35 protein-coding genes are annotated in these 21,670 nt (G+C 68.1%); all 35 read left to right on the plus strand.

What is annotated here, in order from left to right:
- Positions 1–359: 359 nt before the first annotated feature.
- The 35 genes from rpsL (at position 360) to rpsD (ending at position 21,568) form a co-directional block, all read left to right on the plus strand.
- Positions 360–734 (plus strand): 30S ribosomal protein S12, encoded by a 375-nt coding sequence (gene rpsL / locus ACI3ET_RS13035; RefSeq protein WP_405033493.1) that lies wholly within the window; start codon positions 360–362, stop codon positions 732–734.
- A complete protein-coding gene (rpsG, locus tag ACI3ET_RS13040; protein ID WP_405033494.1) occupies positions 734–1,204 on the plus strand; it encodes a 30S ribosomal protein S7 in 471 nt (156 codons plus the stop codon). Before rpsL ends, rpsG begins: the two co-directional genes overlap by 1 nt.
- Before the next feature lie 105 nt (positions 1,205–1,309).
- Positions 1,310–3,412: an elongation factor G gene (gene fusA / locus ACI3ET_RS13045; protein ID WP_405033495.1), complete on the plus strand. Its 2,103-nt coding sequence runs from the start codon at positions 1,310–1,312 to the stop codon at positions 3,410–3,412.
- 122 nt (positions 3,413–3,534) lie between these two features.
- Positions 3,535–4,728 carry an elongation factor Tu gene (gene tuf, locus ACI3ET_RS13050; protein WP_405033496.1) on the plus strand — a complete coding sequence of 398 codons (1,194 nt, stop codon included), beginning with the start codon at positions 3,535–3,537 and terminating at the stop codon, positions 4,726–4,728.
- Between the two features lie 222 nt (positions 4,729–4,950).
- The gene (locus ACI3ET_RS13055; protein ID WP_405033497.1) at positions 4,951–5,505 is read left to right on the plus strand and encodes a YceI family protein; all 555 of its coding nucleotides are present in this window, start codon (positions 4,951–4,953) and stop codon (positions 5,503–5,505) included.
- Positions 5,506–5,596: 91 nt separating this feature from the next.
- Positions 5,597–6,262, plus strand: coding sequence for an SMI1/KNR4 family protein (locus ACI3ET_RS13060; protein ID WP_405033498.1), 666 nt, complete (start codon positions 5,597–5,599; stop codon positions 6,260–6,262).
- Between the two features lie 323 nt (positions 6,263–6,585).
- Positions 6,586–6,894, plus strand: a complete 309-nt coding sequence (rpsJ, locus tag ACI3ET_RS13065) for a 30S ribosomal protein S10 (protein ID WP_006946210.1) — start codon at positions 6,586–6,588, stop codon at positions 6,892–6,894.
- A gap of 8 nt (positions 6,895–6,902) precedes the next feature.
- Positions 6,903–7,565, plus strand: a complete 663-nt coding sequence (gene rplC, locus ACI3ET_RS13070; protein ID WP_405033499.1) for a 50S ribosomal protein L3 — start codon at positions 6,903–6,905, stop codon at positions 7,563–7,565.
- Positions 7,566–7,570: 5 nt separating this feature from the next.
- On the plus strand, positions 7,571–8,227 hold the full coding sequence (gene rplD / locus ACI3ET_RS13075) for a 50S ribosomal protein L4, sunset domain variant (RefSeq protein WP_405033500.1): 657 nt from the start codon (positions 7,571–7,573) through the stop codon (positions 8,225–8,227).
- A complete protein-coding gene (gene rplW, locus ACI3ET_RS13080) occupies positions 8,224–8,526 on the plus strand; it encodes a 50S ribosomal protein L23 (protein WP_405033501.1) in 303 nt (100 codons plus the stop codon). The genes rplD and rplW overlap by 4 nt, the downstream gene beginning before the upstream one ends.
- 45 nt (positions 8,527–8,571) lie before the next feature.
- The gene (gene rplB / locus ACI3ET_RS13085) at positions 8,572–9,402 is read left to right on the plus strand and encodes a 50S ribosomal protein L2 (RefSeq protein WP_405033502.1); all 831 of its coding nucleotides are present in this window, start codon (positions 8,572–8,574) and stop codon (positions 9,400–9,402) included.
- A gap of 17 nt (positions 9,403–9,419) precedes the next feature.
- On the plus strand, positions 9,420–9,701 hold the full coding sequence (rpsS, locus tag ACI3ET_RS13090; RefSeq protein ID WP_405033503.1) for a 30S ribosomal protein S19: 282 nt from the start codon (positions 9,420–9,422) through the stop codon (positions 9,699–9,701).
- A 29-nt stretch (positions 9,702–9,730) separates the two neighbouring features.
- Complete coding sequence (rplV, locus tag ACI3ET_RS13095; protein ID WP_405033504.1) at positions 9,731–10,099, plus strand: 50S ribosomal protein L22; 369 nt, start codon at positions 9,731–9,733, stop codon at positions 10,097–10,099.
- Entirely contained in the window at positions 10,099–10,962 is an 864-nt protein-coding gene (gene rpsC, locus ACI3ET_RS13100; RefSeq protein ID WP_405033505.1) for a 30S ribosomal protein S3, read from the plus strand. Before rplV ends, rpsC begins: the two co-directional genes overlap by 1 nt.
- Positions 10,962–11,381, plus strand: a complete 420-nt coding sequence (gene rplP / locus ACI3ET_RS13105; protein WP_405033506.1) for a 50S ribosomal protein L16 — start codon at positions 10,962–10,964, stop codon at positions 11,379–11,381. Before rpsC ends, rplP begins: the two co-directional genes overlap by 1 nt.
- Complete coding sequence (rpmC, locus tag ACI3ET_RS13110) at positions 11,381–11,638, plus strand: 50S ribosomal protein L29 (protein WP_405033507.1); 258 nt, start codon at positions 11,381–11,383, stop codon at positions 11,636–11,638. Before rplP ends, rpmC begins: the two co-directional genes overlap by 1 nt.
- Positions 11,639–11,640: 2 nt before the next feature.
- Positions 11,641–11,985, plus strand: a complete 345-nt coding sequence (rpsQ, locus tag ACI3ET_RS13115) for a 30S ribosomal protein S17 (RefSeq protein WP_405033508.1) — start codon at positions 11,641–11,643, stop codon at positions 11,983–11,985.
- Positions 11,986–12,058: 73 nt separating this feature from the next.
- Positions 12,059–12,427, plus strand: a complete 369-nt coding sequence (rplN, locus tag ACI3ET_RS13120; protein ID WP_405033509.1) for a 50S ribosomal protein L14 — start codon at positions 12,059–12,061, stop codon at positions 12,425–12,427.
- 4 nt (positions 12,428–12,431) lie between these two features.
- Positions 12,432–12,776 carry a 50S ribosomal protein L24 gene (gene rplX, locus ACI3ET_RS13125; RefSeq protein WP_405033510.1) on the plus strand — a complete coding sequence of 115 codons (345 nt, stop codon included), beginning with the start codon at positions 12,432–12,434 and terminating at the stop codon, positions 12,774–12,776.
- Positions 12,777–12,781: 5 nt separating this feature from the next.
- The gene (gene rplE / locus ACI3ET_RS13130; RefSeq protein WP_405033511.1) at positions 12,782–13,369 is read left to right on the plus strand and encodes a 50S ribosomal protein L5; all 588 of its coding nucleotides are present in this window, start codon (positions 12,782–12,784) and stop codon (positions 13,367–13,369) included.
- A gap of 2 nt (positions 13,370–13,371) precedes the next feature.
- Positions 13,372–13,557 carry a type Z 30S ribosomal protein S14 gene (locus tag ACI3ET_RS13135; RefSeq protein ID WP_405033512.1) on the plus strand — a complete coding sequence of 62 codons (186 nt, stop codon included), beginning with the start codon at positions 13,372–13,374 and terminating at the stop codon, positions 13,555–13,557.
- Positions 13,558–13,705: 148 nt separating this feature from the next.
- Positions 13,706–14,104, plus strand: coding sequence for a 30S ribosomal protein S8 (gene rpsH, locus ACI3ET_RS13140; RefSeq protein ID WP_405033513.1), 399 nt, complete (start codon positions 13,706–13,708; stop codon positions 14,102–14,104).
- 22 nt (positions 14,105–14,126) lie between these two features.
- Positions 14,127–14,666, plus strand: coding sequence for a 50S ribosomal protein L6 (gene rplF / locus ACI3ET_RS13145; protein WP_405033514.1), 540 nt, complete (start codon positions 14,127–14,129; stop codon positions 14,664–14,666).
- A 3-nt stretch (positions 14,667–14,669) separates the two neighbouring features.
- Positions 14,670–15,047 carry a 50S ribosomal protein L18 gene (gene rplR / locus ACI3ET_RS13150; RefSeq protein WP_405033515.1) on the plus strand — a complete coding sequence of 126 codons (378 nt, stop codon included), beginning with the start codon at positions 14,670–14,672 and terminating at the stop codon, positions 15,045–15,047.
- A gap of 31 nt (positions 15,048–15,078) precedes the next feature.
- Positions 15,079–15,726, plus strand: coding sequence for a 30S ribosomal protein S5 (gene rpsE / locus ACI3ET_RS13155; protein ID WP_405033517.1), 648 nt, complete (start codon positions 15,079–15,081; stop codon positions 15,724–15,726).
- Positions 15,726–15,908 carry a 50S ribosomal protein L30 gene (rpmD, locus tag ACI3ET_RS13160; RefSeq protein WP_405033518.1) on the plus strand — a complete coding sequence of 61 codons (183 nt, stop codon included), beginning with the start codon at positions 15,726–15,728 and terminating at the stop codon, positions 15,906–15,908. The genes rpsE and rpmD overlap by 1 nt, the downstream gene beginning before the upstream one ends.
- Positions 15,908–16,378, plus strand: coding sequence for a 50S ribosomal protein L15 (gene rplO / locus ACI3ET_RS13165; RefSeq protein ID WP_405033519.1), 471 nt, complete (start codon positions 15,908–15,910; stop codon positions 16,376–16,378). Before rpmD ends, rplO begins: the two co-directional genes overlap by 1 nt.
- A gap of 183 nt (positions 16,379–16,561) precedes the next feature.
- Entirely contained in the window at positions 16,562–17,887 is a 1,326-nt protein-coding gene (gene secY, locus ACI3ET_RS13170) for a preprotein translocase subunit SecY (protein ID WP_405033520.1), read from the plus strand.
- Positions 17,887–18,462 (plus strand): adenylate kinase, encoded by a 576-nt coding sequence (locus ACI3ET_RS13175; RefSeq protein WP_405033521.1) that lies wholly within the window; start codon positions 17,887–17,889, stop codon positions 18,460–18,462. The genes secY and ACI3ET_RS13175 overlap by 1 nt, the downstream gene beginning before the upstream one ends.
- A gap of 19 nt (positions 18,463–18,481) precedes the next feature.
- The gene (gene map / locus ACI3ET_RS13180) at positions 18,482–19,354 is read left to right on the plus strand and encodes a type I methionyl aminopeptidase (RefSeq protein ID WP_405033522.1); all 873 of its coding nucleotides are present in this window, start codon (positions 18,482–18,484) and stop codon (positions 19,352–19,354) included.
- A gap of 135 nt (positions 19,355–19,489) precedes the next feature.
- Entirely contained in the window at positions 19,490–19,711 is a 222-nt protein-coding gene (gene infA / locus ACI3ET_RS13185) for a translation initiation factor IF-1 (RefSeq protein WP_022925313.1), read from the plus strand.
- Positions 19,712–19,781: 70 nt separating this feature from the next.
- Positions 19,782–19,895, plus strand: coding sequence for a 50S ribosomal protein L36 (gene rpmJ, locus ACI3ET_RS13190; RefSeq protein ID WP_006592630.1), 114 nt, complete (start codon positions 19,782–19,784; stop codon positions 19,893–19,895).
- Positions 19,896–20,093: 198 nt separating this feature from the next.
- Positions 20,094–20,471, plus strand: a complete 378-nt coding sequence (rpsM, locus tag ACI3ET_RS13195) for a 30S ribosomal protein S13 (RefSeq protein ID WP_405033523.1) — start codon at positions 20,094–20,096, stop codon at positions 20,469–20,471.
- 57 nt (positions 20,472–20,528) lie between these two features.
- Positions 20,529–20,936 carry a 30S ribosomal protein S11 gene (gene rpsK / locus ACI3ET_RS13200; RefSeq protein ID WP_405033524.1) on the plus strand — a complete coding sequence of 136 codons (408 nt, stop codon included), beginning with the start codon at positions 20,529–20,531 and terminating at the stop codon, positions 20,934–20,936.
- A 23-nt stretch (positions 20,937–20,959) separates the two neighbouring features.
- Complete coding sequence (rpsD, locus tag ACI3ET_RS13205; protein ID WP_405033525.1) at positions 20,960–21,568, plus strand: 30S ribosomal protein S4; 609 nt, start codon at positions 20,960–20,962, stop codon at positions 21,566–21,568.
- Positions 21,569–21,670: the final 102 nt, after the last annotated feature.

A 21,670-nucleotide genomic window follows, 5' to 3' on the forward strand; every position in this document is an offset into this window, starting at 1 on the left:
GACCAGGGGCGGGTATGCCGTGCGAGCGCACGGCATACCCGCCCCCCGTCGTTGATTTGGACCTCGGCCTGCCGCCCCGGTAGTCTGGAACACCGTGCGTGGGCTAGGTCCCGCGTGCGCGGAGGCGGCGGTCGGCCAGATTCGGCCGCAGCGTCCGCACCACCTCTCGCCGGGCAGTCCGCCCCGTCCCCCTCGAGGCCGCACATGGGCCGCGCGGGGTCCGGGACCGGGAAGTGCGGGGGAGAGACAGCGCGACCGACACCCCCGACACCAGGGGCCGGACGGGCGAACGACCAAGGAGCGTGTCCCACGGCATGAGCCACGGAGCACGCAGACCAACCACGACTGACGGAGAATCAGTGCCCACGATCAACCAGCTTGTCCGCAAGGGCCGCGCGGACAAGGTCAAGAAGTCCGACAGCCCGGCCCTCAAGGGCAACCCGCAGCGCCGCGGTGTCTGCACCCGCGTCTACACGACCACCCCCAAGAAGCCGAACTCCGCCCTGCGCAAGGTCGCCCGTGTGCGCCTGACCAGCGGCGTCGAGGTCACGGCCTACATCCCGGGCGTGGGCCACAACCTGCAGGAGCACTCGATCGTGCTCGTCCGCGGCGGTCGCGTGAAGGACCTTCCCGGCGTGCGCTACAAGATCATCCGCGGGTCCCTGGACACCCAGGGCGTCAAGGGTCGCAACCAGTCCCGCTCCCGCTACGGCGCGAAGAAGGAGAAGAAGTAATGCCTCGTAAGGGCCCCGCTCCCAAGCGTCCGCTGATCCAGGACCCGGTCTACGGCAGCCAGCTGGTCACCCAGCTCGTCAACAAGATCCTCACGGACGGCAAGAAGTCCACCGCCGAGCGCATCGTCTACGGTGCCCTCGAGGGCGTCCGCGCCAAGACCGGCACCGACCCGGTGCAGACGCTCAAGCGCGCGCTGGACAACGTCAAGCCGGCCCTGGAGGTCAAGTCCCGCCGTGTCGGCGGTGCGACCTACCAGGTGCCGATCGAGGTCAAGCCCAACCGCAGCACGACGCTGGCCCTGCGCTGGCTGGTCGGCTACTCCCGTCAGCGTCGCGAGAAGACGATGACCGAGCGCCTCATGAACGAGATCCTCGACGCCAGCAACGGCCTGGGTGCCGCGGTCAAGCGCCGCGAGGACACGCACAAGATGGCCGACGCCAACAAGGCCTTCGCGCACTACCGCTGGTGAGCCGACCGGGTCGTGCCCGCCGCTCCGGCGGTGGCGCAGGACCCGACCGCACGGCACACCCGCCGCACCGACAGACCTGATGAAGACAAGCAGAGAGAAGAAACCGTGGCACAGGACGTCCTGACGGACCTGAACAAGGTCCGCAACATCGGCATCATGGCCCACATCGATGCCGGCAAGACGACGACCACCGAGCGCATCCTGTTCTACACGGGTGTCAAGCACAAGATGGGCGAGACGCACGACGGTGCGTCGACGACCGACTGGATGGAGCAGGAGAAGGAGCGGGGCATCACCATCACCTCCGCCGCCGTCACCAGCTTCTGGAAGGGCACCCAGATCAACCTGATCGACACGCCCGGCCACGTCGACTTCACCGTCGAGGTCGAGCGCAACCTGCGCGTCCTGGACGGTGCCGTCGCCGTCTTCGACGGCAAGGAGGGTGTCGAGCCCCAGTCCGAGACGGTCTGGCGCCAGGCCGACAAGTACGGCGTGCCCCGCATGTGCTTCATCAACAAGATGGACAAGATGGGCGCGGACTTCTACTTCTCCGTGCAGACGATGGTGGACCGCCTCGGCGCGCACCCGCTCGTCATGCAGCTGCCCATCGGGGCCGAGTCCGACTTCGTCGGGATGATCGACCTGGTCACGATGCAGGCGCTGACGTGGCCGGTGGACACCGCCCTCGGCGAGGAGTACACGACCACCGACATCCCGGAGGAGCTGCGCTCGCAGGCGGACGAGTACCGCGCCCGCCTCGTGGAGCGCGTGGCCGACGCCAGCGACGAGCTGCTCGACAAGTACCTGGGCGGCGAGGAGCTGACCGTCGACGAGATCAAGGCCGGCGTGCGCACCCTCACCCTCGCCGGCGAGGTGCACCCGGTCTTCTGCGGCACCGCGTTCAAGAACAAGGGCGTCCAGCCGCTGCTCGACGCGGTCGTGGACTACCTGCCCTCCCCGGTGGACCTGCCCCCGACCGAGGGCCACAAGCCCGGTGACGAGGAGACGGTCATCACCCGCGACCCGAGCACCAAGGAGCCCTTTGCGGCCCTGGCGTTCAAGATCGCGACGCACCCGTTCTTCGGCACGCTGACCTACATCCGGGTGTACTCCGGGGAGATCACCGCCGGCCAGGGGGTCCTCAACGCGACCAAGGGCAAGAAGGAGCGTCTGGGCAAGCTGTTCCAGATGCACGCCAACAAGGAGAACCCGGTCGAGAAGGTCTCGGCGGGACACATCTACGCCGTCATCGGCCTCAAGGACACGACGACGGGCGACACGCTCTGCGACATCGCCCAGCCGATCATCCTGGAGTCGATGACCTTCCCGGAGCCGGTCATCCACGTGGCCATCGAGCCCAAGACCAAGGGTGACCAGGAGAAGCTGTCCACGGCCATCCAGAAGCTGGCGCAGGAGGACCCCACCTTCACCGTCAAGCTGGACGAGGACACCGGCCAGACCGTCATCGGCGGCATGGGCGAGCTGCACCTGGACATCCTGGTCGACAGGATGAAGCGCGAGTTCAAGGTCGAGGCCAACGTGGGCGCCCCCCAGGTGGCCTACCGCGAGACGATCCGCCGGGCGGTCGAGAAGTTCGACTACACCCACAAGAAGCAGACGGGTGGCTCGGGCCAGTTCGCGAAGATCCAGATCGCGCTGGCGCCGATGGACACCTCCGAGGGCGAGCTCTACGAGTTCTCCAACGTCGTGACCGGTGGCCGCGTCCCGAAGGAGTACATCCCCTCGGTGGACCACGGCATCCAGGACGCGATGAACCTCGGCATCCTGGCGGGATACCCGGTCGTCGGTGTCAAGGCCACGCTCCTGGACGGCGCCTACCACGACGTCGACTCCTCGGAGATGGCGTTCAAGATCGCCGGGTCCATGGCCTTCAAGGAGGCCGCCCGCAAGGCGGACCCGTGTCTGCTGGAGCCGGTCATGGCCGTCGAGGTGCGCACGCCCGAGGACTACATGGGCGACGTCATCGGCGACCTCAACTCCCGCCGTGGTCAGATCCAGTCCATGGAGGACATCAGCGGTGCCAAGGTCGTCCGTGCGACCGTGCCGCTGTCGGAGATGTTCGGGTACGTTGGTGACCTCCGGTCCAAGACCCAGGGTCGAGCCAACTACACGATGCAGTTCGACTCCTATGCCGAGGTTCCCCGGAACGTGGCCGAGGAGATCATCAAGAAGGTCCGCGGCGAGTGAGCTGAACTCACTCCGTTCCGCGGAGTGATGGACCCGAGCACGACCATCCATCAAACCCAGTACGTCGCTGGCGGCACCCAGCCGCCGACGAGCGCACAACACGTCCAACAGGAGGACCCCCAGTGGCCAAGGCCAAGTTCGAGCGGGTAAAGCCGCACGTCAACATCGGAACCATCGGTCACATCGACCACGGCAAGACCACGCTGACGGCTGCCATCTCCAAGGTGCTGCACGACAAGTACCCGACGCTGAACGAGGCGTCGCCGTTCGACTCGATCGACAAGGCTCCTGAGGAGCGTCAGCGCGGCATCACGATCTCGATCGCGCACATCGAGTACCAGACCGAGAAGCGTCACTACGCGCACGTCGACTGCCCGGGGCACGCCGACTACATCAAGAACATGATCACCGGCGCGGCCCAGATGGACGGTGCGATCCTCGTGGTCGCCGCCACCGACGGTCCGATGCCGCAGACGAAGGAGCACGTCCTCCTGGCCCGCCAGGTCGGCGTCCCCTACATCGTCGTGGCCCTCAACAAGGTCGACATGGTCGACGACGAGGAGATCATGGAGCTCGTCGAGATGGAGGTCCGCGAGCTGCTGTCCTCCTACGAGTTCCCCGGTGACGACCTCCCGGTCGTCCGCGTCTCCGCGCTGAAGGCGCTCGAGGGTGACCCCGAGTGGAGCAAGACGGTGCTCGAGCTCATGGACACCGTGGACGAGTACATCCCGGAGCCCGTGCGCGACCTGGACAAGCCGTTCATGATGCCCGTCGAGGACGTCTTCACGATCACCGGTCGTGGCACCGTCGTCACCGGTCGTATCGACCGCGGCGTCCTGAAGGTCAACGAGGAGGTCGAGATCGTCGGCATCCGCCCGACCTCGGCCAAGACGACGGTCACCGGTATCGAGATGTTCCGCAAGCTCCTCGACGAGGGTCGTGCGGGCGAGAACGTCGGTCTGCTCCTGCGCGGCATCAAGCGTGAGGACGTCGAGCGCGGCCAGGTCATCGTCAAGCCGGGCACGATCACCCCGCACACCGAGTTCGAGGCCCAGGCCTACATCCTGTCGAAGGACGAGGGTGGCCGTCACACCCCGTTCTACGACAACTACCGCCCGCAGTTCTACTTCCGTACCACGGACGTGACCGGCGTGTGCCACCTCCCCGAGGGCACCGAGATGGTCATGCCGGGCGACAACACCGACATGCGCGTGGAGCTGATCCAGCCCATCGCCATGGAGGACGGCCTCATGTTCAACATCCGTGAGGGTGGCCGCACCGTGGGTGCCGGCCGCGTCACCAAGATCCTCAAGTGATCTGACCCCCCTGCGGTTCACCGGGCCCCCGTCACCCTCGTGGTGACGGGGGCCCGGTGCGTTCCGGAGGGGCCGCGGTGCGCGCGTGCAGATGCACGGCGACACGAGGTGTGACCCCCCGTCCGGCTGCCGGGCGGCGGAGGGGGAGCGGGTAGGCTCGGGGGTCATCAGAGGTGTCCTGCGGTCCTGCCGCGGGGCGCGTCCCGACACCCAGGAGGGGCCTTGTCCGACCTCGAGGCATCGATGAGCGGCGTGTGGCACTTCGACCCGGCGCACACCCGCGTCGGGTTCTCCGCCCGGCACGCGATGGTCACGACCGTCCGGGGCACGTTCACGGACGTGACGGGCGTGATCCACCTGGACCCCGAGGACATCGCGGCATCCTCCGTGGAGGTGCGTCTGCGCACCGCCAGCATCAACACCAACAACGAGCAGCGCGACGAGCACCTTCGCAGCCAGGACTTCTTCAACGCCGAGCAGTGGCCGGAGATCGTCTTCACGTCCTCGACCATCGACGAGGTCGAGGAGAGCAACTACATGGTGGTCGGTGACCTCACCATCCGCGACGTCACCAAGCAGGTGGCGATCCCGATCGCCCTGCTGGGCGTCCAGCGCGACCCCATGGGCAACCTGCGGGCCGGCTTCGAGGCCACCCGGAGGCTCAACCGCCGTGACTTCGGACTGCACTGGAACATGCCCCTGGACGCCGGGGGCGTCCTCGTCTCCGAGAAGGTCACGCTCGAGTTCGAGATCTCAGCCATCAAGCAGGAGGGCTGAGCGGGTCACCCCGTCGGACCACAGGTGAACACCTGGTGCCGACCGTGCGCTCGTGCGGCAGACCGCGCGCAGCCCCACTAGCCTTCCTCCTGTGGCGAGACACACGATGGCCCAGGTCCTCTCCGCGTGGGAGGCGGTGCGCGCGCACGTGCACACCGCCCCCGGCGTGCCGGCGCACCTCCTGGTCCAGGCGGCGCAGCGCCTCGGGCGCCCGTTGCCCGAGGACGTGACCGACCTCTACCGCGCCAGCGACGGCGTCCGCATCGGTGAGGAGGACCTGACCCTCCTCCCGCTGCTCGGCGACGACGAGACGCTGGGGGCTCTCGAGGCCGCCGACCAGCACCGGTCGTGGGGCTGGATGATCCCTCCCGACCTTCTGGTGCTGGGCTCCGACGGTTCGGACGAGCTCTACGGCGTCTGGGCACCGCGCGGCACACGGCGCAGCCTGGTCGTCATGGTCGGCGACACCCTGGGGGAGGAGCCGGCGCTGGCCGTGGTGGGGACGAGCCTGCCGTCCTTCCTCGCGGCCTGGACGGCATACCACCTGCCGGCGGAGCTCGGCGAGACCGCGGCGGTGAGCGTGTGCCTCGACCAGCTGCAGGTGCCCGAGGCTCTGCGCGAGGGGGAGAGCGAGTTCGACGAGGAGCACCTGCACGCGCTGCTGGGCTGGGCGTCGCCGGACCTCCCGGACCCCGAGCCCGACCCCTACGCACGTCCGGTCACGACCCAGGTCCTGGACCGGATGGTCCGGGGCTGACCTGGATTTGGGCGCAACGGCCGGTCCGTGGCACACTAGGCAGGTTGCTTGACGCGTGATGGGCACCCATGTGCCCATCACCAGCCGTCCGGCACGCGCTGACGACAGTCGGTCGACCCCGGTCGATCAACAGGTCGCAGCGCGGGCGACGGCAGCGCAAGCCCCGGCGACGCCGGGCCTGAACACCAGCCCGAACTGCAGATCTTTGCGTGGGCGACGCTCGCGGGTAGGACGACACGCCCGACCGCGGGGGTGGGAGTCAGTGCCTGGGCCGACCCGGCCAGGAACGTTCTGTAGGACGACGAGAGAGAGTCAGACAAGCGATGGCGGGACAGAAGATCCGCATCCGGCTGAAGTCGTATGACCACGAGGTCATCGACAGCTCGGCGCGCAAGATCGTCGACACGGTGACCCGTGCCGGCGCAACCGTTGTGGGCCCCGTGCCGCTGCCGACGGAGAAGAACGTCTTCTGCGTCATCCGGTCGCCCCACAAGTACAAGGACAGCCGCGAGCACTTCGAGATGCGCACGCACAAGCGTCTGATCGACATCGTCGATCCGACCCCGAAGGCGGTCGACTCGCTCATGCGCCTCGACCTGCCGGCGGACGTGAACATCGAGATCAAGCTGTGAGTGTGACGATGACTGCGACGACAACCACCCCACGCACCGTCAAGGGTGTCCTGGGCGAGAAGCTCGGCATGACCCAGGTCTGGGACGCCGAGAACCGCCTGGTACCCGTGACCGTGATCAAGGCCGGCCCCTGCGTCGTGACCCAGGTCCGCGATGCGCAGACCGACGGCTACGACGCTGTGCAGATCGCCTTCGGCGCGATCGACCCGCGCAAGGTCACCCAGCCGCTCAAGGGCCACTTCGAGAAGGCCGGCGTCACGCCGCGCCGTCACCTCGTGGAGCTCCGCACCTCCGACGCGGGCGACTACTCGCTCGGCCAGGAGCTGACGGTCGAGACGTTCGAGGACGGCCAGAAGGTCGACGTGACCGGCACGACCAAGGGCAAGGGCTTCGCCGGTGTCATGAAGCGTCACGGCTTCCACGGCGTCTCTGCCTCCCACGGCTCGCACCGCAACCACCGCAAGCCGGGTTCCATCGGTGGCTGCGCCACCCCGGGCCGCGTCTTCCGCGGTCACAAGATGGCCGGCCGGATGGGCGGCGAGCGCCAGACCACCTCCAACCTGACCATCCACGCCGTGGACGCGGACAGGGGCCTGCTGCTGATCAAGGGTGCCGTGCCCGGCTCCCGCGGCAGCGTCGTCCTGGTCCGCACGGCCGTGAAGGGGGCGTAAACCTCATGACGACCGTCACCATCACCCACCCGACCGGCGGTGAGGCCGGCACTGTCGAGCTGCCCGCCGAGCTGTTCGACGTGCAGACCAACGTGCCGCTGATCCACCAGGTCGTCGTCGCCCAGCTGGCCGCGGCCCGCCAGGGCACGCACTCCACCAAGTCCCGCGGCGAGGTCCGCGGCGGTGGGCGCAAGCCCTACCGCCAGAAGGGCACCGGCCGCGCGCGCCAGGGTTCGACCCGGGCGCCGCAGTTCGCCGGCGGTGGCGTGGTTCACGGCCCGCAGCCGCGCGACTACTCCCAGCGCACGCCCAAGAAGATGAAGGCCGCCGCCCTGCGCGGGGCCCTGTCCGACCGGGCGCGCCACGGGCGCATCCACGTGCTGTCGTCCCTGGTCGGCGGGGACACCCCGTCCACCAAGACGGCCTGGAGCGCGTTGAGCGGCCTGACCGAGCGCCACAACCTCCTGGTCGTCGTCGACCGCGCGGACGAGCTGGCTCTCAAGAGCCTGCGCAACCTCGCTGAGGTCCACGTGCTCTTCGTCGACCAGCTCAACACCTACGACGTGCTGTGCGCCGACGACGTGGTGTTCACCCAACCCGCCCTGGACGCGTACATCGCTCGCGCCAGCCGGACCGGCACCGTCGAGGAGGAGACCAAGTGAGCACCCCAGCGATCAACAAGGACCCGCGCGACATCCTGCTGTCGCCGGTCGTCTCCGAGAAGTCCTACGCGCTGCTGGACCAGGGCAAGTACACCTTCGTGGTGGACCCGCGGGCGAACAAGTCCGAGATCAAGAAGGCCGTGGAGAGCATCTTCGGCGTGAAGGTCGAGTCGGTCCACACCCTGAACCGGCAGGGCAAGGCCCGTCGGACGAAGTTCGGCCTGGGCCGCCGGAAGGACACCAAGCGCGCGATCGTGACGCTCAAGGACGGCACCATCGACATCTTCGGCACTCTCTGAGCTGCCTGAGACGTCGAGACGAGATCTTCAAGGACTGCAACTATTATGGCTATCCGTAAGTACAAGCCCACGACGCCGGGCCGTCGCGGCTCGAGCGTGGCTGACTTCGTCGAGGTGACCCGGACCACCCCCGAGAAGTCGCTGGTCCGGCCGCTGACCAAGACCGGCGGTCGCAACGCCTCCGGCCGCATCACCACCCGTCACATCGGTGGTGGCCACAAGCGTGCCTACCGCGTCATCGACTTCCGCCGTGCCGACAAGGACGGCGTGAACGCCAAGGTCGCGCACATCGAGTACGACCCGAACCGCACCGCCCGCATCGCGCTGCTGCACTACACGGACGGCGAGAAGCGCTACATCGTCGCGCCGAACAAGCTGCGCCAGGGCGACGTGATCGAGAACGGTCCGTCGGCCGACATCAAGCCGGGCAACAACCTGCCGCTCCGCAACATCCCGGTCGGAACGGTCGTGCACTGCATCGAGCTGCGGCCCGGTGGCGGCGCCAAGATCGCCCGATCCGCGGGCGCCCGCGTCCAGCTGGTGGCCAAGGACGGCGTCATGGCCCAGCTGCGCATGCCCTCCGGCGAGATCCGCAACGTCGACGCGCGCTGCCGCGCCTCCGTCGGCGAGGTCGGCAACGCCGAGCAGAGCAACATCAACTGGGGCAAGGCCGGTCGTATGCGGTGGAAGGGCAAGCGCCCGACCGTCCGTGGCGTGGTCATGAACCCGGTCGACCACCCCCACGGTGGCGGTGAGGGGAAGACCTCCGGTGGCCGTCACCCGGTCAGCCCCTGGGGCAAGCCCGAGGGCCGCACCCGCAAGCCCAACAAGCCCAGCGACAAGCTCATCGTGCGTCGTCGCGGCAAGAAGCGCTGAGCTAGGAGTAACGACAGATGCCTCGCAGCCTGAAGAAGGGCCCGTTCGTCGACGACCACCTCGCCAAGAAGGTGGACTCGCAGAACGAGGCCGGCACCAAGAACGTCATCAAGACCTGGTCCCGCCGGTCGATGATCACCCCCGACATGCTCGGCCACACGCTGGCCGTGCACGACGGCCGCAAGCACGTCCCGGTCTTCGTGACCGAGTCGATGGTGGGCCACAAGCTCGGTGAGTTCGCTCCGACCCGCACGTTCAAGGGTCACGAGAAGGACGACAAGAAGGGGCGCCGCCGGTGAGCGCGACCACTACCACCCAAGGAGTCACCATGGACGCCAAGGCGCAGGCCCGGTTCGTCCGCGTCACGCCCATGAAGGCGCGCCGTGTCGTGGACCTGATCCGTGGCAAGAGCGTGCCGGAGGCCGTGGCCCTCATGCGGTTCGCGCCGCAGAGCGCCAGCGAGCCCGTGCTCAAGGTGCTCAACAGCGCCGTGGCCAACGCTCGCTTCACGGCGGACAAGGTCGGCGACGCCTTCGACGAGACCACGCTCGTGGTCTCCTCCGCCTACGTGGACGAGGGCCCGACCATGAAGCGGTTCCGGCCGCGGGCCCAGGGCCGCGCCAGCCGCATCAACAAGCGCACGAGCCACATCACTGTGGTCGTCGCTCCTCGTACCCCCAAGGGAGGTGCCCGCTGATGGGGCAGAAGATCAACCCGTACGGCTACCGCCTGGGTATCACGACCGATCACCGCAGCCGCTGGTTCGCCGACTCGACCAAGCCGGGTCAGCGCTACCGCGACTACGTGAAGGAGGACGTGGCGATCCGCGCTCTCCTCTCCGAGGGCATGGACCGTGCCGGCATCGCCCGTGTGGAGATCGAGCGGACCCGTGACCGCGTCCGCGTCGACATCCACACCGCGCGTCCTGGCATCGTCATCGGCCGCCGAGGCGCTGAGGCGGACCGCATCCGCGGTGAGCTGGAGAAGCTGACCGGCAAGCAGGTGCAGCTGAACATCCTCGAGGTGAAGAACCCCGAGATCGACGCGCAGCTGGTCGCCCAGGGCATCGCCGAGCAGCTCGCCGCCCGTGTGACCTTCCGTCGCGCGATGCGCAAGGGTATGCAGTCCTCGCTCCGCGCCGGTGCCAAGGGCATCCGCATCCAGTGCTCCGGCCGTCTCGGCGGCGCCGAGATGTCGCGCTCGGAGTTCTATCGCGAGGGTCGCGTCCCGCTGCACACGCTGCGCGCGAACATCGACTACGGCTTTTACGAGGCCAAGACCACCTTCGGCCGGATCGGCGTGAAGGTCTGGATCTACAAGGGCGACCTGACCGCCAAGGAGCTGGCCCGCGAGGAGGCCCAGGCCGGCGACCGCCCCCGTGGCGACCGCCGTCGTGGGGACCGGCCCGAGCGCGGTGGTCCCCGTGGCGACCGTGGCGACCGCCGTGGTGCGCGAGCTCCGCGTCGTGAGGACACCCCGGCCGCCGCCGAGACCGCCCCGGCCGAGGCCGCGGCGCCCGTCGAGGTCGCCCCTGCTACCACCGAGGGAGAGCAGTCCTGATGTTGATTCCCCGTCGAGTCAAGCACCGCAAGCAGCACCACCCCGGTCGTAGCGGGATGTCGAAGGGCGGCAACGCCATCGCCTTCGGTGACTACGGCATCCAGGCTCTCGAGCCGGCCTACGTCACCAACCGGCAGATCGAGTCCGCACGTATCGCCATGACCCGCCACATCAAGCGTGGCGGGAAGGTGTGGATCAACATCTACCCCGACCGTCCGCTGACCAAGAAGCCCGCCGAGACCCGTATGGGTTCGGGCAAGGGGTCGCCGGAGTGGTGGATCGCGAACGTCAAGCCCGGCCGGATCCTCTTCGAGCTCTCGGGTGTCACCGAGGACGTGGCCCGCGAGGCCCTGCGCCTGGCGATGCACAAGCTCCCCATGAAGACCAAGTTCGTCGCGCGTGAGGGTGGTGACATCTGATGGCAGTCGGTTCCACGAACCTGACACCCGAGCAGCTGCGCGGTCTGGAGCCCGGCCCCCTGGCCGACGCCCTGGCCGAGGCCAAGAAAGAGCTGTTCAACCTACGGTTCCAGTCGGCCACCGGTCAGCTGGAGAACCACGGTCGGCTGCGGGCGGTCCGCAAGGACATCGCCCGCATCTACACCGAGATGCGTGAGCGCGAGCTCGGCATCGGCCGCGAGGCCGTCGAGACCGCTGAGAACGAGAAGGTGGGCTGAGGATGAGCGAGAACACCCAGACCGAGGTCGGCACGACCACGGACGAGACCATCGAGAGCCACGGCCCCGACGCCCACGCGCTGGGGCGCGGAGGCGACCGCAACTACCGCAAGACCCGTCAGGGCTACGTGGTGAGCGACAAGATGGACAAGACCGTCGTGGTCGTCCTGGAGGACCGCGTCAAGCACGCCCTCTACGGCAAGGTCCTGCGCACCACCAGCAAGGTGAAGGTGCACGACGAGGACAACGCCGCCGGCGTCGGCGACCGCGTCCTGATCATGGAGACCCGCCCGCTCAGCGCTACCAAGCGCTGGCGCGTGGTGGAGATCCTCGAGAAGGCCAAGTAAGAACTACCCGTCCACAACGTTCGGCAAGGCTCGCCGCAGCGTGAGAACCAGCTGACAACTAGGAGAACGAACAGTGATCCAGCAGGAGTCGCGACTTCGCGTCGCCGACAACACCGGTGCCAAGGAGATCTTGTGCATCCGGGTGCTCGGTGGCTCCGGCCGCCGGTACGCCGGCATCGGGGACACCATCGTGGCCGCCGTCAAGGACGCCATCCCCGGCGGCAACGTCAAGAAGGGCGAGGTCGTCAAGGCCGTCATCGTGCGCACCCGCAAGGAGCGCCGTCGCCCCGACGGGTCCTACATCCGCTTCGACGAGAACGCAGCGGTGATCCTCAAGAACGACGGTGACCCCCGTGGTACGCGCATCTTCGGCCCCGTGGGCCGTGAGCTGCGCGACAAGAAGTTCATGAAGATCGTCTCGCTCGCCCCGGAGGTGATCTGAGGACATGTCCAAGATGAAGATCAAGAAGAACGACCTCGTGCAGGTCATCGCTGGCAAGGACAAGGGCCTCACGGGCCGCGTCATCGCCGTGTACAGCGAGACCGGCCGCGTCCTCGTCGAGGGCGTCAACCGCATCACCAAGCACACCCGTGCCGGTGGCGACCGCGGTGTCAACACCGGAGGCATCCAGGTCCAGGAGGCTCCCATCCACGTGTCCAACGTGATGGTGGTCGACCCTGAGACCAAGAAGCCCACCCGGGTCGGCACGCGTGTCGAGACGGTCGAGCGCGACGGTCGGACCAAGACGGTGCGCACCCGCGTCGCGGTGCGCTCGGGTAAGGACCTGTGAGCCAGATGACCGACACCATCAACGAGACCCCGGTCGCCGAGCAGCGCCCGGCACCGCGACTGAAGACCCGTTACGCCGAGGAGATCGTCCCCGCGCTGACGGAGGAGTTCGGCTACGGCAACCCCATGCAGGTGCCCGGCCTGGTGAAGATCACCGTGAACATGGGCGTGGGCGAGGCGGCTCGCGACAGCAAGCTGATCGAGGGCGCCGTCAAGGACCTGTCCACGATCACCGGGCAGAAGCCCACCGTCACCAAGGCCCGCAAGTCCATCGCGCAGTTCAAGCTGCGCGAGGGTATGCCGATCGGCGCGCACGTCACCCTTCGGGGCGACCGCATGTGGGAGTTCGCGGACCGTCTGCTGTCGCTCGCGCTGCCCCGCATCCGTGACTTCCGTGGGCTCTCGCCCAAGCAGTTCGACGGCCGTGGCAACTACACGTTCGGTCTGAACGAGCAGTCGATGTTCCACGAGATCGACCAGGACAGGATCGACCGCGTCCGCGGCATGGACATCACGGTCGTCACCACCGCCACCAACGACGACGAGGGCCGGGCGCTGCTGAAGCGGCTGGGCTTCCCGTTCAAGGAGAACTGACCATGGCGAAGACCGCTCTCGTCAACAAGGCCAACCGCAAGCCCAAGTTCGCGGTGCGCGCCTACACCCGCTGCCAGCGGTGTGGCCGCCCGCACTCGGTCTACAAGAAGTTCGGCCTGTGCCGGATCTGCCTGCGCGAGATGGCCCACCGCGGCGAGCTCCCCGGTGTGACCAAGTCCAGCTGGTAGGCATCGCCCACCAGCACCCGGACCCTACGACCTCCAGACACCTCCTCCACCTGGAACATCGAAGGTCGGCCCCCGTCCGGGGGCGACGGCAGAACGCCGCCGCTCCTGCCGGGGGACGAAACCGCGATGAGAAAGGGCATGAAGCCCCATGACCATGACCGACCCGATCGCGGACATGCTGACCCGCATCCGGAACGCCAACTCGGCGCACAAGGACCAGGTTCGCATGCCGTACTCCAAGCTCAAGTCCAACATCGCCGACATCCTCAAGGCCGAGGGCTACATCGCCTCCTGGTCCCAGGAAGAGGCTGAGGTTGGCAGCACGCTCGTCGTCGACCTGAAGTACGGGCCGAACCGCGAGCGCTCCATCGCCGGCGTGCGCCGCGTGTCCAAGCCGGGCCTGCGCGTCTACGCGAAGTCCACCAATCTACCGCGAGTCCTGGGAGGCCTGGGCGTGGCCATCATCTCCACGTCCTCGGGCCTGCTCACGGACCGCCAGGCAGCTGACAAGGGCGTGGGTGGGGAAGTCCTCGCCTACGTCTGGTGACAAGGGAAGGAGCCACAAGAACATGTCTCGTATCGGACGACTCCCCGTCACCGTTCCCGCCGGTGTCGACGTGACCATCGACGGGTCCACCGTCACCGTCAAGGGCCCCAAGGGCCAGCTCGCTCTCGACGTCGTCGAGCCCATCTCCGTGGGCCGCGGCGACGACGGCACCGTGCAGGTGACCCGACCTGACGACGAGCGCGAGTCGCGCTCCCGTCATGGTCTGACCCGCAGCCTCATCGCCAACATGGTCGAGGGTGTGACCGCCGGCTACACCAAGAAGCTGGAGATCCACGGCACGGGCTACCGCGTCGTGGCCAAGGGCTCGGACCTCGAGTTCGCGCTCGGCTACTCGCACTCGATCACCATCACGCCCCCGGAGGGGATCTCCTTCCAGGTCGAGAACCCCACCCGGTTCTCGGTCACGGGCATCGACAAGCAGCTGGTCGGCGAGGTCGCTGCCAACATCCGCAAGCTGCGCAAGCCCGACCCGTACAAGGGCAAGGGCGTGCGCTACGAGGGTGAGCACATCCGCCGCAAGGTCGGAAAGGCCGGTAAGTAAGCCATGGGACAGATCATCGTCAAGCGCGGCAAGACCAAGACGGCTGCGCGTACGCGCCGCCACCTGCGTCTGCGCAAGAAGGTCACAGGCACCCCGGAGCGTCCGCGCCTCGTGGTCAACCGGTCCTCGCGCCACGTCTTCGTCCAGCTCGTGGACGACACCGCCAGCCGGACCATCGCCTCGGCGTCGACCATGGAGGCCGACCTGCGCGCCCTGGACGGCGACAAGACCGCCAAGGCACGACGGGTCGGCGAGCTCCTCGCCGAGCGGGCCAAGGCCCAGGGCGTCGAGTCCGTGGTCTTCGACCGGGGTGGCAACCGCTACGCCGGTCGGGTCGCGGCGATCGCCGAGGGCGCACGCGAGTCCGGACTGGCACTGTGACCACCCCGACCAACGGAAAGAGGAACTGACCATGGCTGGTGATTTCCAGCGTCGCGGCACCGGTGACAGCACCGGCGACGCCCGCGACAACCGTCGGGGCGGCCGCGACAGCAACCGCGACCGTCGTGGGGGCCGTGAGGAAGAGCGCAACCAGTACCTGGAGCGCGTCGTCACCATCAACCGCGTCTCCAAGGTCGTCAAGGGCGGTCGCCGCTTCAGCTTCACCGCGCTCGTCGTGGTGGGCGACGGAGACGGCACCGTCGGTGTCGGCTACGGCAAGGCCAAGGAGGTGCCCGCCGCGATCGCCAAGGGTGTCGAGGAGGCGAAGAAGAGCTTCTTCCGCGTCCCCCGTATCGGCGGCACCATCCCCCACCCCGTCCAGGGTGAGGCTGCAGCCGGCGTCGTGCTCCTCAAGCCGGCGAGCCCCGGTACCGGTGTGATCGCCGGTGGCCCGGTGCGCGCCGTCCTCGAGTGTGCCGGCATCCACGACGTGCTCAGCAAGTCGCTCGGGTCCGACAACTCGATCAACGTCGTGCACGCCACGGTGGCTGCGCTGCGTGGGCTCGAGCAGCCCGAGGCTGTCGCCGCACGACGCGGACTGCCGGTCGAGCACGTGGCCCCCGCGGCCATGCTGCGCGCCCGCGCCGAGGCACGCGCCGAAGCGAAGGCAGGTGCGTGATGGCACGACTCAAGGTGACCCAGGTCCGCGGCACCGTCGGCACCAAGCACATGCACCGTGAGTCGGTGCGCAGCCTGGGGCTGAAGCGGATCGGCCACAGCGTGATCAAGGAGGACCGCCCCGAGTTCCGGGGGATGATCCGCACGGTCGCCCATCTGGTGACCGTCGAGGAGGTTGACTGATGGCTGACAGCACCAACGCCACCCAGGGCAGCGCCCTGAAGGTGCACCACCTGCGTCCTGCCCCGGGAGCCAAGACCGCGAAGACCCGTGTGGGTCGCGGTGAGGGTTCCAAGGGCAAGAGCGCTGGTCGTGGCACCAAGGGCACCAAGGCCCGCTACCAGGTGCCGGCGACCTTCGAGGGCGGTCAGACGCCGATGCACATGCGTCTGCCCAAGCTCCGCGGGTTCACCAACCCGTTCAAGACCACCTACCAGGTCGTCAACGTCTCGGACATCGCCGCGCTGTTCCCCAACGGTGGCACCGTGTCCGTCGCGGACCTGGTCGACAAGGGAGCGGTCCGCAAGGGCCACCCGGTCAAGGTGCTCGGCACCGGCGACATCTCGGTGAAGGTCGACGTGACCGCCACCAGGTTCTCCACCTCCGCCAGGGACAAGATCGAGGCCGCCGGAGGCTCTGTCTCCGAGGCCTGATCGCCTCCCTCGAGGATCACCCGACCACGAACCGGGCCCCGGCCGCCGCGTGCGGTCGGGGCCCGCTCGTTTCCCCACCGCACACCCGCGGGTGTTATCGTCAGCGGCGATCATGCCCGCTCCCGGGTGCGTAGCCCGCTCCGCGGTCCGCGCGTCCCGGGGGACCACAGGAGGACCTTCCGAATGCTCTCCGCCTTCGTGCGTGCGTTCAAGACCCCGGATCTGCGCAACAAGATCCTTTTCACGCTCGCGATCATGGCGATCTACCGGCTCGGCACGCACCTGCCCAGCCCCGGCATCGACTACGGCCTCGTGCAGCAGTGCCAGCAGACCGCCACCCAGGCCGGCAGCGTCCTGGGCATGGCGAACCTGTTCTCCGGCGGAGCCATGATGCAGCTGTCGGTCTTCGCGCTGGGCATCATGCCCTATATCACCGCCGCCATCATCGTGCAGCTGCTCACGGTCGTCATCCCCCGCTTCGAGGCGCTGAAGAAGGAGGGGCAGGCCGGGCAGACCAAGATGACGCAGTACACGCGCTACCTCACGATCGGTCTTGCGGTCCTCCAAGCCTCGACGCTGGTCGTCATCGCCCGAGACCCTGCGCGACTGTTCGGCGGCACCTGCGCCACGGTCATGCCGGACGACAGCGTCCCGGTGCTCATGATGATGGTGCTGACCATGACGGCCGGCACCGGTCTCATCATGTGGATGGGGGAGCTCATCACCGAGAAGGGGATCGGCAACGGCATGTCGTTGCTCATCTTCGTCTCGATCGCATCCACCTTCCCCTCGGCGCTGTCGGTCATCTACCAGCAGTCGGTCACGACGTTCGTGCTCGTCATGCTCCTGGGCCTGGCCATCATCACCGCCGTCGTCTACGTCGAGCAGTCCACCCGTCGGATCCCGGTGCAGTACGCCAAGCGGATGGTCGGCCGGCGGCAGTATGGCGGGACCTCGACCTACATCCCGCTCAAGCTCAACATGGCCAACGTCATCCCGATCATCTTCGCGAGCTCGATCCTGATGCTGCCTCAGCTGGCGGGCAACTTCGCCCGCCCGACCGACCCGGCCGCCGACACCCCGCAGTGGGTGACCTTCGTCGACCGCTACCTCTCGATGGGGCTCGGCGGTGCGGGCACGCACTGGGTCTACATGGTGCTCTACACGGCGATGATCATCTTCTTCACGTTCTTCTACGTGAGTGTGACGTTCAACCCCACCGAGGTCGCGGACAACATGAAGCGCTACGGCGGCTTCATCCCCGGCATCCGGGCGGGCCGGCCGACGGCCGAGTACCTCGAGTACGTGGTCAACCGGATCACGACCCCGGGAGCGCTCTACCTGGCTACCCTGGCGCTGATCCCGCTGATCGCGTTCAACGTCCTGCAGGTCTCGGACTTCCCGCTGGGTGGGGCTTCCATCCTGATCATCGTGGGTGTCGGTCTGCAGACGGTCAAGCAGATCGAGTCCCAGCTCCAGCAGCACGACTACGAAGGGTTCCTCCGCTGATGCGTCTGATCATGCTCGGTCCTCCCGGTGCCGGCAAGGGCACCCAGGCCGCCCTGGTGTCCGCCGCGCACGGCGTCCCCGCCATCTCGACCGGCGACATCTTCAGGGCCAACATCAAGGGCGAGACGCCCCTGGGGCTGCAGGTCAAGGAGATCACCGCCTCCGGCGGCTACGTCCCGGACGAGATCACCAACGCCATCGTGCGCGATCGGCTCGCGGAGCCGGACGCCTCCTCAGGGTTCCTCCTCGACGGCTACCCGCGCACGACCGGTCAGGTCGAGGCGCTGGACCAGATGCTCGCCGAGTCCGGCCACGCGCTGGATGCCGTCGTCGAGCTGACCGTGGACACCGACGAGGTCGTCCAGCGGCTGCTCGCCCGTGCTGCGGACCAGGGTCGGGCCGACGACACGGAGCACGTCGTCCGCGAGCGGATGCGCATCTACGCCGAGGAGACGGCCCCGCTGGCAGCGGTCTACCGCCAGCGCGGGCTGCTGCACGAGGTCGACGGCATGGGCACGGTGGAGGACGTCACGGCCCGCATCGAGGCCGCCCTGTCCGACCGCGCCGGCGCCTGACGCGGCGTTCGCACCCCTGATGTCGCTGTTCCGTCGCCGCAAGGGCATCGAGACCAAGACCGAGGACCAGCTGCGGGCCATGCGGCGTGCAGGGCTGGTGGTGGCCGACACGCTGGCGCTGGCGCAGGAGCGGGCCGTCGCCGGCATCACCACCCGGGAGCTGGACGCGCTGGCCGAGGACGCCATCCGGTCCCGCGGGGCGCTGCCGAGCTTTCTGGGCTACCACGGCTTCTCGGGCAGCCTGTGCATCTCCGTCAACGACGAGGTCGTGCACGGGGTGCCGGGGGAGCGGGTGCTGCAGGACGGCGACCTCGTCTCGGTGGACTGCGGAGCGATCGTGGAGGGGTGGCACGGCGACGCGGCCGTGTCGCTGGTGGTCGGGGGACGCGACCGCTGCGGTCGGCCCGAGGACCTCGCCCTCATGGACGACACCCGGGCCTCGCTGTGGGAGGGGATCGCTGCGCTCAAGGCCGGAGGACGGCTGTTCGCGGTCGGGGACGCCGTCCAGGGCTTCCTGGACCTGGCCGTGGAGCGACGCCGCGCCGAGGGGGTCGTGACCGGCTACGGGATCCTGGAGGACTTCGTCGGGCACGGCATCGGTCGCGAGATGCACATGGACCCGAACGTGCCCAACTACAGGGTCACCGCGCCGGGGCCGACCGTGCCCTCGGGGTCGACCTTCGCGATCGAGCCGATGGTCACCCTCGGGTCGATCGAGACCCGGACCCTCGACGACGACTGGACCGTCGTGACGACCGACGGGACACGGGCCGCGCACTGGGAGCACACGGTCGCCGTCACCGACGCCGGTCTGTGGGTGCTTACCGCCCACGACGGCGGCCGTGAGGAGCTGGCGGCGCGAGGAGTCCCCTTCGCGCCCCTGGCCCACTGACTGCGCCCGTGCGGCGTCACGCCACCGCGGTCGGTCGGCCAGGCACGGATTCGCTTTGCCCCTCGCCTCTCCCGTAGCATAGTGCGTCGGCCCTGTGTGGGCCGATGCAGTGACGTCACGCGAAAAGTGGAGGACATGGCGAAGAAGGACGGGGTCATTGAGATCGAGGGCACAGTTGTCGAAGCCCTCCCGAACGCGAACTTCCGGGTCGAGCTGACCAACGGTCACGTTGTGCTGGCTCACATCTCCGGAAAGATGCGGCAGCACTACATCCGTATCCTCCCCGAGGACCGGGTGGTCGTGGAGCTCAGCCCGTACGACCTGACCCGCGGACGCATCGTCTTCCGCTACCGCTGACCCACGGGCCCGCGAGGGTCAGAGGCTGAGCACCACCCAACCAACCAGAGAATCCGAAAGCAGGCAGGCCATGAAGGTTCAGCCGAGCGTGAAGAAGATCTGTGACAAGTGCAAGGTGATCCGTCGTAACGGGCGGGTCATGGTGATCTGCGAGAACCTGCGCCACAAGCAGCGCCAGGGCTGAGAAGAGCACCGCACGCGTCGCAGCTTCGCGACAGCGACAACTGAATAGACAGATGATGCACAGCAGCACCCGACCCCCGTCGACACGGGACGTCACCCTCGGCCGCGAGAGCCGAGGACCGCGGGCGAAGGCCCACCACAGAGGATGCGGACCGGTGCTGCACCAGACTCTCGCACGACATATCAGGAGCACTGCCACATGGCACGACTCATCGGTGTCGACCTCCCGCGCGACAAGCGCGTCGAGGTCGCTCTCACCTACATCTTCGGCGTGGGTCGCACCCGCGCCGAGAAGACGCTGGCGGCCACGGGCGTCGACCCGTCCACCCGCGTCAAGGACCTGACGGAGGAGCAGCTGGTCGTCCTGCGCGACCACCTCGAGGGCAGCTTCCGCCTCGAGGGTGACCTGCGCCGTGAGGTGGCCGCCGACATCCGCCGCAAGGTGGAGATCGGCAGCTACCAGGGCCTGCGGCACCGCCGCGGCCTGCCGGTTCACGGTCAGCGCACGAAGACCAACGCGCGGACCCGCAAGGGTCCCAAGCGCACCGTCGCCGGCAAGAAGAAGGCCGGCAAGTAAGACGCGGCAGGGCGCTCGCCCCCGCGTTTCCCGCTTGCTTCCTCGTCAGGAGAACACATGCCCCCCAAGAGCCGTCAGGCTGCCGGCGCGCGCAAGGTGCGCCGCAAGGAGAAGAAGAACGTCGCCTTCGGGCAAGCTCACATCAAGAGCACGTTCAGCAACACCATCATCACGATCACCGACCCGACCGGTGCTGTCATCGCCTGGTCCTCCTCGGGCACGGTCGGCTTCAAGGGGTCGCGCAAGTCGACCCCCTACGCCGCCCAGATGGCCGCCGAGGCCGCCGCCCGCAAGGCGATGGACCACGGGATGAAGAAGGTCGACGTGTTCGTCAAGGGTCCGGGATCTGGTCGCGAGACCGCGATCCGCTCGCTCACCGCCGCCGGCCTCGAGGTCGGCACGATCTCCGACGTGACGCCGCAGGCTCACAACGGAGTTCGTCCGCCCAAGAAGCGTCGAAACTAAGACCGGAAGGTAGGTAACTAGTCATGGCCCGTTACACCGGACCCATCACCAAGAAGTCCCGCCGGCTCAAGGTCGACCTCGTCGGCGGCGACAAGAACTTCGAGCTCCGTCCCTTCCCCCCGGGGCAGCACGGTCGCCGGCGCAGCCAGGAGAAGGAGTACCTGACCCAGCTGCAGGAGAAGCAGAAGGCGCGCTTCACCTATGGCGTCATGGAGAAGCAGTTCCGCCGCTACTACGCCGAGGCCGCCCGCCGCCCCGGCAAGACCGGCGCCAACCTGCTCGTCATCCTCGAGTCCCGCCTGGACAACGTGGTCTACCGCGCCGGCCTGGCCCGGACCCGTCGTGCCGCCCGCCAGCTGGTGACCCACGGTCACTTCATGGTCAACGGCCACCGCGTCGACGTCCCGTCCTACCGCGTCTCGCAGTACGACATCGTCGAGGTCCGCAAGCAGTCGGTCGAGACCTTCCCGATCCAGCTCGCCCGCGAGACCTACGGCGACCGCCCGGTCCCGGCCTGGATGAAGGTCGTGCCTGGTTCGCTGCGGATCCTCATCCACCAGCTGCCGACGCGTGAGCAGATCGACACGATCCTCACCGAGCAGCTGATCGTCGAGCTCTACTCGAAGAACTGATTGCACGGGGCCCCGGCCCCGTGCACCCCCCTGGGGCTCAGCCCCAGACCCCGGTGCAGGTATGCCGTGCCCCCCGGCATGCCTGCACCGCCCGGTCGGTCC

It is taken from the genome of Ornithinimicrobium jinqii (genome assembly GCF_045032595.1).
In the GTDB taxonomy this organism is placed as follows: Bacteria; Actinomycetota; Actinomycetes; order Actinomycetales; family Dermatophilaceae; genus Ornithinicoccus.

Excerpts from the sequence above, each read along its gene's own strand:
- ACI3ET_RS13175 (WP_405033521.1), top strand. The coding sequence starts at position 17,887 with ATGCGTCTGATCATGCTCGGTCCTCCCGGTGCCGGCAAGGGCACCCAG.
- rplO (WP_405033519.1), top strand. The coding sequence starts at position 15,908 with ATGGCTGACAGCACCAACGCCACCCAGGGCAGCGCCCTGAAGGTGCAC.
- rplP (WP_405033506.1), top strand. The coding sequence starts at position 10,962 with ATGTTGATTCCCCGTCGAGTCAAGCACCGCAAGCAGCACCACCCCGGT.
- rpsH (WP_405033513.1), top strand. The coding sequence starts at position 13,706 with ATGACCATGACCGACCCGATCGCGGACATGCTGACCCGCATCCGGAAC.
- rpmD (WP_405033518.1), top strand. The coding sequence starts at position 15,726 with ATGGCACGACTCAAGGTGACCCAGGTCCGCGGCACCGTCGGCACCAAG.
- secY (WP_405033520.1), top strand. The coding sequence starts at position 16,562 with ATGCTCTCCGCCTTCGTGCGTGCGTTCAAGACCCCGGATCTGCGCAAC.
- rplB (WP_405033502.1), top strand. The coding sequence starts at position 8,572 with ATGGCTATCCGTAAGTACAAGCCCACGACGCCGGGCCGTCGCGGCTCG.
- rpsK (WP_405033524.1), top strand. The coding sequence starts at position 20,529 with ATGCCCCCCAAGAGCCGTCAGGCTGCCGGCGCGCGCAAGGTGCGCCGC.
- infA (WP_022925313.1), top strand. The coding sequence starts at position 19,490 with ATGGCGAAGAAGGACGGGGTCATTGAGATCGAGGGCACAGTTGTCGAA.
- rpsQ (WP_405033508.1), top strand. The coding sequence starts at position 11,641 with ATGAGCGAGAACACCCAGACCGAGGTCGGCACGACCACGGACGAGACC.
- rpsE (WP_405033517.1), top strand. The coding sequence starts at position 15,079 with ATGGCTGGTGATTTCCAGCGTCGCGGCACCGGTGACAGCACCGGCGAC.
- rplC (WP_405033499.1), top strand. The coding sequence starts at position 6,903 with ATGACTGCGACGACAACCACCCCACGCACCGTCAAGGGTGTCCTGGGC.
- ACI3ET_RS13135 (WP_405033512.1), top strand. The coding sequence starts at position 13,372 with ATGGCGAAGACCGCTCTCGTCAACAAGGCCAACCGCAAGCCCAAGTTC.
- rplF (WP_405033514.1), top strand. The coding sequence starts at position 14,127 with ATGTCTCGTATCGGACGACTCCCCGTCACCGTTCCCGCCGGTGTCGAC.
- rpsG (WP_405033494.1), top strand. The coding sequence starts at position 734 with ATGCCTCGTAAGGGCCCCGCTCCCAAGCGTCCGCTGATCCAGGACCCG.
- rpsJ (WP_006946210.1), top strand. The coding sequence starts at position 6,586 with ATGGCGGGACAGAAGATCCGCATCCGGCTGAAGTCGTATGACCACGAG.
- rplV (WP_405033504.1), top strand. The coding sequence starts at position 9,731 with ATGGACGCCAAGGCGCAGGCCCGGTTCGTCCGCGTCACGCCCATGAAG.
- rpmC (WP_405033507.1), top strand. The coding sequence starts at position 11,381 with ATGGCAGTCGGTTCCACGAACCTGACACCCGAGCAGCTGCGCGGTCTG.
- rpsM (WP_405033523.1), top strand. The coding sequence starts at position 20,094 with ATGGCACGACTCATCGGTGTCGACCTCCCGCGCGACAAGCGCGTCGAG.
- rpsC (WP_405033505.1), top strand. The coding sequence starts at position 10,099 with ATGGGGCAGAAGATCAACCCGTACGGCTACCGCCTGGGTATCACGACC.
- rplX (WP_405033510.1), top strand. The coding sequence starts at position 12,432 with ATGTCCAAGATGAAGATCAAGAAGAACGACCTCGTGCAGGTCATCGCT.
- rpsS (WP_405033503.1), top strand. The coding sequence starts at position 9,420 with ATGCCTCGCAGCCTGAAGAAGGGCCCGTTCGTCGACGACCACCTCGCC.
- rplR (WP_405033515.1), top strand. The coding sequence starts at position 14,670 with ATGGGACAGATCATCGTCAAGCGCGGCAAGACCAAGACGGCTGCGCGT.
- rplD (WP_405033500.1), top strand. The coding sequence starts at position 7,571 with ATGACGACCGTCACCATCACCCACCCGACCGGCGGTGAGGCCGGCACT.
- rpmJ (WP_006592630.1), top strand. The coding sequence starts at position 19,782 with ATGAAGGTTCAGCCGAGCGTGAAGAAGATCTGTGACAAGTGCAAGGTG.
- map (WP_405033522.1), top strand. The coding sequence starts at position 18,482 with ATGTCGCTGTTCCGTCGCCGCAAGGGCATCGAGACCAAGACCGAGGAC.
- rplE (WP_405033511.1), top strand. The coding sequence starts at position 12,782 with ATGACCGACACCATCAACGAGACCCCGGTCGCCGAGCAGCGCCCGGCA.
- rpsD (WP_405033525.1), top strand. The coding sequence starts at position 20,960 with ATGGCCCGTTACACCGGACCCATCACCAAGAAGTCCCGCCGGCTCAAG.